This is a genomic window from Accumulibacter sp. (genome assembly GCF_016789985.1).
Taxonomy (GTDB): domain Bacteria; phylum Pseudomonadota; class Gammaproteobacteria; order Burkholderiales; family Rhodocyclaceae; genus Accumulibacter.
In genome coordinates, this window is sequence record NZ_JAEUOL010000111.1 from 1 (window position 1) to 7752 (window position 7752).

At 59.6% G+C, this 7752-nt stretch carries 8 protein-coding genes and 1 tRNA gene; all 9 read left to right on the forward strand.

All coding sequences use genetic code 11. The annotated features are described in order from the left end of the window. The first annotated feature begins 252 nt into the window (after positions 1-252). The 9 genes from secG (at position 253) to nuoG (ending at position 7701) form a co-directional block, all read left to right on the forward strand. Positions 253-624, forward strand: a complete 372-nt coding sequence (secG, locus tag JNK99_RS06590; RefSeq protein ID WP_291850407.1) for a preprotein translocase subunit SecG — start codon at positions 253-255, stop codon at positions 622-624. A gap of 67 nt (positions 625-691) precedes the next feature. Continuing rightward, a tRNA-Leu gene (locus tag JNK99_RS06595) sits at positions 692-776 on the forward strand. A gap of 59 nt (positions 777-835) precedes the next feature. Then, positions 836-1210 carry an NADH-quinone oxidoreductase subunit A gene (ndhC, locus tag JNK99_RS06600; RefSeq protein WP_291850410.1) on the forward strand — a complete coding sequence of 125 codons (375 nt, stop codon included), beginning with the start codon at positions 836-838 and terminating at the stop codon, positions 1208-1210. A 3-nt stretch (positions 1211-1213) separates the two neighbouring features. Beyond that, on the forward strand, positions 1214-1690 hold the full coding sequence (locus JNK99_RS06605; protein ID WP_291850413.1) for an NADH-quinone oxidoreductase subunit B: 477 nt from the start codon (positions 1214-1216) through the stop codon (positions 1688-1690). A gap of 22 nt (positions 1691-1712) precedes the next feature. Further along, positions 1713-2318, forward strand: a complete 606-nt coding sequence (locus JNK99_RS06610; RefSeq protein WP_291850416.1) for an NADH-quinone oxidoreductase subunit C — start codon at positions 1713-1715, stop codon at positions 2316-2318. Beyond that, positions 2311-3564: an NADH-quinone oxidoreductase subunit D gene (locus JNK99_RS06615; protein WP_291850420.1), complete on the forward strand. Its 1254-nt coding sequence runs from the start codon at positions 2311-2313 to the stop codon at positions 3562-3564. The genes JNK99_RS06610 and JNK99_RS06615 overlap by 8 nt, the downstream gene beginning before the upstream one ends. Continuing rightward, positions 3564-4037: an NADH-quinone oxidoreductase subunit NuoE gene (gene nuoE / locus JNK99_RS06620; RefSeq protein ID WP_291850423.1), complete on the forward strand. Its 474-nt coding sequence runs from the start codon at positions 3564-3566 to the stop codon at positions 4035-4037. Before JNK99_RS06615 ends, nuoE begins: the two co-directional genes overlap by 1 nt. A gap of 26 nt (positions 4038-4063) precedes the next feature. Then, positions 4064-5365, forward strand: a complete 1302-nt coding sequence (gene nuoF / locus JNK99_RS06625; RefSeq protein WP_291850429.1) for an NADH-quinone oxidoreductase subunit NuoF — start codon at positions 4064-4066, stop codon at positions 5363-5365. A gap of 11 nt (positions 5366-5376) precedes the next feature. Beyond that, a complete protein-coding gene (nuoG, locus tag JNK99_RS06630; protein WP_291850425.1) occupies positions 5377-7701 on the forward strand; it encodes an NADH-quinone oxidoreductase subunit NuoG in 2325 nt (774 codons plus the stop codon). The last annotated feature ends 51 nt before the right edge of the window (positions 7702-7752 follow it).

Below are 7752 nucleotides of genomic sequence, written 5' to 3' on the forward strand. Positions count from 1 at the left end.
GGATCGTCTTGCGCATCCCAGGGAGGGCCTCTTCCAGACCAAACCGTACCTCGTCCGCTAACTTATCTGTCTTTCCCATCGTCTCTCAATGTGTTGCCTCGTAATAATCAGAGATTACATTAAAAGTGATGGGTGGTAAGCAGAGCAAGACCCAGAATTGACCGCTGACCGCCAAACTGGCTATACTTCCCAGGTTTCTTCAGGGTGATCGAACCCGTGACCAGCGCCCTGTCGGGTTGAATCTGAGGTGATATGGACTATCTTTTTTTCCTGGTTCTCATAGCGCACATTCTGGCGGCGATCGGCGTCATCGGCCTGGTTCTGGTTCAGCACGGCAAGGGGGCCGACATGGGCGCAGCTTTTGGTAGCGGAGCATCCGGTAGTCTGTTCGGTGCGACGGGTTCCGCCAACTTCCTCAGTCGCGCTACCGCCGTGCTGGCGACGGTCTTCTTTGTCACCAGTCTTTCACTGGCCTTCATGGCTTCAAGCAAACCAAAAACGACTGGCAGTGTGATGCAGGATGCGGTAAAATCCGCGCCGGTTCAGGAGCTGCCGACTGGTGTTGTCGACAAGGGTGCAACTACCCCGGATCCAGCCTCTAAGGCGAAAGATATTCCCAAGTAAACTGGTTTGAAGGCAGTGGCGAGCCGCACAGCAACCCTCGGTAAACTCGTCCGCTGTCCGTGGTAGTGCCGACGTGGTGAAATTGGTATACACGCTATCTTGAGGGGGTAGTGACTTCGGTCGTATGAGTTCGAGTCTCATCGTCGGCACCAGGAGGAGCCACTCGCGGCGGGTGGCTGTAGTCTGAAACGAAGCGCTTGTGGGGCGGATCATGCTGGAAAGCTATTTCCCGGTATTTGTCTTCATCCTGGTTGGCGTCGCTTTCGGTTTTGCGCCCGTATTGACTGGCCTGATCGTCGCGCCGCACCGCCCGGACGGCGAGAAGCTTTCGCCCTACGAATGCGGCTTCGAGGCATTCGAGGATGCGCGCATGAAGTTCGATGTGCGCTACTACCTGATCGCCATCCTGTTTATCCTGTTCGACCTTGAGGTGGCTTTCCTGTTGCCGTGGGCGACAATCTTCAAGGAGATTGCCCAGACCGATGCGGTGAGGTGGTTCGGTTTCATCGAAATGCTGGTTTTCATCGCCATCCTGGTGGTCGGTTTCGTGTATGCCTGGGTCAGGGGCGCGCTGGATTGGGAGTGAGCGATGGGCATTGAAGGCATCCTTCAGGAAGGCTTCGTCACCACCACGGCTGACAAGCTGATCAACTATGTGCGCACCGGGTCGTTGTGGCCGATGAGCTTCGGCTTGGCTTGCTGCGCCATCGAGATGATTCACGCCGGGTGTTCGCGCTATGACCTGGACCGTTTTGGGATCGTTTTCCGGCCGAGTCCACGGCAATCCGATGTGATGGTGGTGGCCGGGACGCTGACCAACAAAATGGCGCCGGCGATGCGCAAGGTCTACGATCAGATGGCGGAGCCGCGCTGGGTGGTCTCGATGGGCTCCTGTGCCAATGGTGGCGGCTACTACCACTACGCGTATTCCGTTGTCCGTGGCTGTGACCGCATCGTACCGGTAGATATCTATGTGCCGGGCTGTCCACCGACTGCCGAGGCGCTGATCTACGGCCTGATTCAGTTGCAGAACAAGATTCGCCGTACCAGCACGATCGCCCGCTGAAAAAACCAACCGAGAGTAAGCCATGTCTGCCACACTGGAAGCGCTTAGCCAGAATCTGCAGGAGCATCTCGGTGATCGCGTGAAGTCCCTGAAGGTGGTGCTCGGTGAAGTGACCATCGAGGTGGATGCCGCCGATTACCTTTCCGTAATGCAAACCCTCCGCGACGAGCCGCAGTTGTCCTTCGACGAGTTGATCGACCTCTGCGGCGTTGATTACTCGACCTATGCTCACGTCGGCCGCCAGGGTCCACGTTACGCGGCGGTCACCCATCTGTTGTCGGTTGCCCGGAACTGGCGTTTGCGCGTCCGTTGCTTCGCCGCGGACGACGACTTCCCGTCCGTGCCTTCGGTCACCTCGATCTGGAACTGCGCCGATTGGTTCGAACGCGAGGCTTTTGACCTGTTCGGCATCGTCTTTCCCGGGCATGAGGACCTGCGCCGTATCCTTACCGATTACGGTTTCATCGGCCATCCCTTCCGCAAGGATTTTCCGATCTCAGGCTACGTCGAGATGCGCTATGACCCCGAGCAGCAGCGGGTGATCTATCAACCGGTGACCATCGAGCCGCGCGAGGTCACGCCGCGGATCGTTCGTGAAGCGACCTACGGGGACGTCGACCATGCCTGAACTGCGCAACTTCACCTTGAATTTCGGGCCGCAGCACCCGGCCGCGCATGGTGTTCTGCGCATGGTGCTCGAACTTGATGGTGAAGTGGTCATGCGGGCAGATCCGCACATCGGGCTGCTCCACCGGGCTACCGAAAAGCTCGCCGAGAACAAGACATGGGTTCAGTCGGTGCCGTACATGGATCGCCTCGACTACATGTCGATGATGTGCAACGAGCACGCCTACTGCATGGCGATCGAGCGCTTGCTGCAGATCGAAGTGCCAATCCGTGCCCAGTACATCCGCGTGATGTTCGACGAGATCACGCGCATCCTCAATCACCTGCTCTGGGTGGGGTGCCACGGTCTCGACGTGGGTGCGATGACCATGGTGCTCTACGCCTTCCGGGAGCGCGAAGATCTGGTCGATGTCTATGAGGCGGTTTCTGGCGCGCGGATGCACGCCGCATATTATCGGCCGGGCGGCGTCTATCGCGACCTTCCCGACCGGATGTCCCAGTATCGGGAGTCGAAGTGGAAGAGCGCCGCGCAGATCAGGCCGTTCAACGAAGCGCGGAGCGGATCGCTGCTCGATTTCCTGGATGATTTCGCTGACCGCTTCCCGAAACTGCTCGATGAGTACGAAACTCTGCTGACCGACAATCGCATCTGGAAGCAGCGGTTGGTCAATGTCGGCATCGTCACACCGGAGCGCGCCCTGCAGCGTGGCTTTACCGGGCCGATGTTGCGTGGCTCGGGTATCGCCTGGGATCTGCGCAAGAAGCAGCCCTACGAAGTCTATGACCGGTTGGATTTCGATATCCCGGTGGGAGTCACCGGCGACTCCTACGATCGTTATCTGGTGCGCATGGAGGAGATGCGGCAGTCCAACCGGATCGTCAAGCAATGTATCGACTGGCTAAGGCAGAACCCTGGTCCGGTGATGTCCGATAACCACAAGGTCGCCCCGCCCGATCGCGAAGCCATGAAATCCAACATGGAAGAGTTGATCCACCACTTCAAGCTGTGTACCGAGGGCATACACGTACCGGAGGGCGAGGTCTACTCGGCGGTGGAGCACCCCAAGGGCGAGTTCGGCATCTACGTGATTTCTGACGGGGCGAACAAGCCGTACCGCTTGAAGATCCGCCCACCGGGTTACGTCCATCTGTCGGCGATGAACGAGATGGTCTGCGGACACATGCTGGCCGACGTGGTGACGATCATTGGTTCCCAGGACGTTGTTTTTGGCGAGATTGACCGCTGATGCTCACTTCAGAATCCCTCAAGAGAATTGATCGCGAAATTGCCAAGTACCCTGCCGATCAGAAACAGTCGGCGGTCATGGCGGCGCTTGCCATTGCCCAGGAAGAGCAGGGCTGGCTGTCGAGCGAAGCTATCGAGTTCGTCGCAGGCTACCTGGGCATGGCGCCGATCGCTGCCTATGAAGTGGCGACCTTCTACAACATGTACGATCTGAAACCGGTTGGCAAGTACAAGCTGTCGGTGTGTACCAACCTGCCCTGCATGCTGACCGGCGGGGTGGATGCCGGTGAGTACCTCAAGCAGAAACTGGGAATCGGCTACAACGAAACGACTCCGGACGGCCTGATCACCCTCAAGGAAAGCGAGTGCATGGGTGCCTGTGGCGACGCGCCGGTGATGATCGTCAATAACCGTCGGATGTGCAGCTGGATGAACCCCGAGCAAATCGACAAACTGCTGGCGGAGCTCAAGTAATGGCGATTCTCGGTGCAATCAACCCGATGCTCAGCGTCGGACTCGATGGTGACAACGCCTGGCGCCTGGCCGATTACATCAAACGCGGCGGATATTCGGCGTTGCGGCGCATCCTCGGCGAGCAGATCCCGCAAGGTGACGTGATCAACGAGGTCAAGAAATCGGTGCTTCGCGGTCGCGGCGGGGCCGGTTTCCCCACCGGGCTCAAGTGGAGCTTCATGCCGCGCTCCTTCCCCGGTGACAAGTATGTGGTGTGCAACTCCGACGAAGGTGAACCAGGTACCTTCAAGGACCGCGACATCCTGCGCTACAACCCGCATTCGGTGATCGAAGGAATGGCCATCGCCGCCTATGCGATGGGCGCCGCGCGCGGCTACAACTATATCCATGGCGAAGTCTGGGAAATCTATCAACGTTTCGAAGAGGCGCTGGATGAGGCGCGGTCGGCCGGTCTGTTGGGAACGAACATCCTCGGGTCCGGGTTTGACTTCGAGCTATTCGCCCATCATGGTTACGGTGCCTACATCTGTGGCGAGGAAACCGCGCTGCTCGAGTCGATCGAAGGGAAAAAGGGGCAGCCGCGCTTCAAGCCGCCTTTCCCTGCCTCTTTCGGCCTCTACGGCAAGCCGACGACGATCAACAACACCGAGACCTTTGCCTCGATTCCGTACATCATCAACCTGGGCGGCGAGCACTACCTCGAGGCGGGCAAGCCGAACAACGGCGGGACCAAGCTGTTCTCGGTTTCCGGGCATGTGAACCGGCCCGGCAACTACGAGATACCGCTTGGAACGTCCTTCGCCACGTTGCTCGAGATGGCCGGCGGCATGCGCGCTGGCCGCAAGCTCAAAGGCTGCATTCCAGGTGGGTCGTCGGCACCGGTGGTCCCCGGGGCGACGATGATGGATTGCACCATGGATTACGATTCGATCAGCAAGGCGGGATCGATGCTCGGGTCGGGAGCGGTCATCGTGATGGATGAGACGACCTGCATGGTCAAGGCACTGGAACGTCTTTCGTACTTCTACTACGAGGAATCGTGCGGACAATGCACGCCTTGCCGGGAAGGCACCAGCTGGTTGTACAAGGTGGTGCACCGGATTGAGTGCGGCAAGGGACGTGCCGATGATCTCGATCTGCTTTCCAGCGTGACGACCAACATCATGGGTCGCACCATCTGCGCGCTTGGCGATGCCGCTTCGATGCCGGTACAGAGTTTCACCAAGCATTATCGCGACGAGTTCGCGTACCACATCGAACACAGGAAGTGCCTCGTGCCCGTTGATGTCCAGCGCGCCGGAAGTGGCTTCTTTACGGCAACGGTTTAGGGTACGAGACGATGGAAATCGAAATCGACGGCAAGATCGCACAGGTGCCTGACGGCAGCACCATCATGGATGCTGCACAGCAACTGGGTGTGTACATCCCGCATTTCTGTTATCACAAGAAGCTCTCGATTGCTGCCAACTGTCGCATGTGCCTGGTACAGGTGGAGAAGGCACCGAAACCGCTGCCTGCCTGCGCCACGCCGGTGACCAACGGGATGAAAGTGTTTACCCACTCCGATCTGGCCATCAGGGCCCAGAAGGGGGTGATGGAGTTCCTCCTGATCAACCATCCGCTCGACTGTCCGATCTGTGATCAGGGGGGCGAATGCCAACTGCAGGATCTTGCGGTCGGTTACGGGGGCAGCGCTTCGCGCTTTCAGGAGGACAAGCGTGTCGTTTTCCACAAGGATGTCGGTCCCCTGATCTCGATGCAGGAGATGACGCGTTGCATCCACTGTACCCGTTGCGTTCGCTTCGGCCAGGAAATCGCCGGTGTCATGGAACTCGGTATGGCGAGTCGAAACATGCACTCGGAGATTACGACCTTCGTCGGTCGTTCGATTGATTCCGAACTGTCCGGCAACATGATCGACCTGTGCCCGGTTGGCGCCCTGACCTCCAGGCCATTCCGTTACTCTGCTCGCAGTTGGGAAATGGCACGGCGCAAGTCGATCAGCCCGCACGACAGTATCGGTGCCAACCTGGCCGTGCAGGTCAAGAATAATGTCGTAATGCGGGTGTTGCCGCGTGACAATGAGGAGATCAACGAGTGCTGGATCTCCGACAAGGAGCGCTTTTCGTATGAAGCGCTGAACTCACCGGGGCGTCTCGGTCGACCGATGGTGCGCGTCGATGGTGTCCTGCGTGAAGTCGACTGGAACGTCGCGCTCGATTACGTCATGCACGCGCTCAAGGATGTCGTCAGGACGAGCGGCGGTGAATCGCTGGCTGCTCTGGCCTCGCCGCAGGCGACGCTGGAAGAACTCCACCTTCTGCAGAAGCTGGCCCGCGGTCTGGGCTCCGGCAGCGTTGACTTCCGCGGGCGACGCCGGGACTTCTCGGCCGACGGCCGACTCGGCGGCATACCGTGGCTCGGTCTCCGGATTTCCGAAATCAAGGACCTCGACGCAGCACTGGTCGTTGGCAGTTTCCTGCGCAAGGATCATCCGCTGTTCGCTCAGCGCCTGCGTCAGATTGCCAAGAAGTGGAGCAAGGTCAGCCTGCTCTCGGTGTCTGGTGACGATCCATTGATCCGTTTGCACACCCAGGTGAACGTTTCTCCTTCGGATTTGCCGTTGGCGCTCGCCGCGGTAGTCAAGGCGGTGGCCCAACTGAAAGGTGAGGTGGTGCCGGCGGGGCTCGATTCGATCGAACCGTGTGCCAGCAGCAAGACGATTGCTGCCAGCCTGCTTGAGGGCGAAAAGCGGGCAGTCTTCCTCGGCAACGCGGCCGAGCAGAACCCGCAGGCGGCCCAACTGCATGCCCTGGCAAACGAACTGGCACGCCTCACAGGCGCCAGTTGCGGTTTCCTGGGTGAGGGCGCCAACAGTGTCGGTGGCTACGTGGCCAAGGCTGTTCCCAGCGCACTCAACGCCTACGACATGTTTGCCCAGCCGCGCAAGGCCTACATTCTGCTCGGGGTCGAACCCGAACTCGACTGTCACAATCCACGGCAGGCGCTTGTTGCACTCAAGACGGCTGCGCTGGTCGTTGTCATGACCCCCTTCGCTGATGGTGCTGCTCCAGACTACGCGGACGTGCTGTTGCCGATCACCCCTTTCACCGAGACTTCGGGGACTTACGTAAACTGCGAGGGTCGTATCCAGAGCTTCAATGGCGTCGTCCGGCCGTTTGCTGATTCGCGGCCCGCCTGGAAGGTGTTGCGCGTCATCGGCAACCTGCTGGCACTGCCAGGTTTCGACCAAGACTCGAGCGAACAGGTGCGCGACGAGGTTGTGCCACCCGGCGCTACCTTTGCCGGTGGTCTGGACAACACCTTGCGTGCCGCGCCTCTGTCCTTGTCTGCCGGCAGCGGGCTGCAGCGCGTTGCCGACGTTCCGATCTATTTTGCCGATCCCTTGGCACGTCGTGCCCCGGCGCTACAGAAAACCCATGATGCCGCTGCGCCGACGGTACGTATGAGCGAGCAGACCTTGCAGACCCTCGGCCTGACCGATGGTGCACCGGTGCGTGTCAGGCAGGCTGAAGGCGAGGCCGGTCTCACTGCCAGGGTCGACGAGACGGTCCCGGCGGACTGTCTTCGGGTAGCCGCGGCCCATGGTTCGACGGCAGCGCTGGGCGACATGTTCGGTGCGATCAAAGTGGAGCGTGCATGATGGTCGATGCGCTGCAAGGACTGTTGCAGGGTCTGTTCGGGTCGGTCTTCC

Bases quoted from the DNA above. Each gene is read 5' to 3' on its own strand.
- secG (WP_291850407.1), top strand. From the start codon at position 253: ATGGACTATCTTTTTTTCCTGGTTCTCATAGCGCACATTCTGGCGGCG.
- nuoE (WP_291850423.1), top strand. From the start codon at position 3,564: ATGCTCACTTCAGAATCCCTCAAGAGAATTGATCGCGAAATTGCCAAG.
- nuoG (WP_291850425.1), top strand. From the start codon at position 5,377: ATGGAAATCGAAATCGACGGCAAGATCGCACAGGTGCCTGACGGCAGC.
- ndhC (WP_291850410.1), top strand. From the start codon at position 836: ATGCTGGAAAGCTATTTCCCGGTATTTGTCTTCATCCTGGTTGGCGTC.
- JNK99_RS06610 (WP_291850416.1), top strand. From the start codon at position 1,713: ATGTCTGCCACACTGGAAGCGCTTAGCCAGAATCTGCAGGAGCATCTC.
- JNK99_RS06605 (WP_291850413.1), top strand. From the start codon at position 1,214: ATGGGCATTGAAGGCATCCTTCAGGAAGGCTTCGTCACCACCACGGCT.
- nuoF (WP_291850429.1), top strand. From the start codon at position 4,064: ATGCTCAGCGTCGGACTCGATGGTGACAACGCCTGGCGCCTGGCCGAT.
- JNK99_RS06615 (WP_291850420.1), top strand. From the start codon at position 2,311: ATGCCTGAACTGCGCAACTTCACCTTGAATTTCGGGCCGCAGCACCCG.